General features: G+C 65.4%; 1 protein-coding gene. It reads right to left on the bottom strand.

Going from position 1 to position 353, the window contains the following annotated elements; all coding sequences use genetic code 11:
- Positions 1-257 precede the first annotated feature (257 nt).
- Complete coding sequence (locus D7Y11_RS45645) at positions 258-353, bottom strand: IS3 family transposase (protein WP_367303451.1); 96 nt, start codon at positions 351-353, stop codon at positions 258-260.

Here is a 353-nt window from a genome sequence, read left to right as displayed (position 1 = left end):
CTCGGCGCTGTGGCACCGTCACTTTGAGGTGGTTGCCGCTTCGGCTCATCCACCGCTCCTCCTGCCCTCCTGCAGGGCAGCGGTGGATGCTACCTCCCTAGGCAAAGATTTACCCCGGATGGCTTAGGGGCTGTCCCTGATCTCGTGTTCATGAGTCGACCCGACGGGCCGGTCCTCCGGCACGTTGGGGCTGGGCCCCCAATCAAAGGTGCTGGCTGGCGCCAGGTGGGCCTGCTCCGGTTCGGTGGACAGGTTGACTACGCTGCCAGCCTCTTGGTTGCGGCCCTCCGCTCGTATTCCACTGGGCTGACGTAGCCCAGGGCGGAGTGGCGCCGCTTCCGGTTGTAGAACAC

It is taken from the genome of Corallococcus sp. AB018, assembly GCF_003986945.1.
GTDB lineage: Bacteria > Myxococcota > Myxococcia > Myxococcales > Myxococcaceae > Corallococcus > Corallococcus exiguus.
The sequence above is the reverse complement of the archived record's forward strand: the minus strand, read 5'-3'. Positions and strand labels throughout refer to the sequence as shown.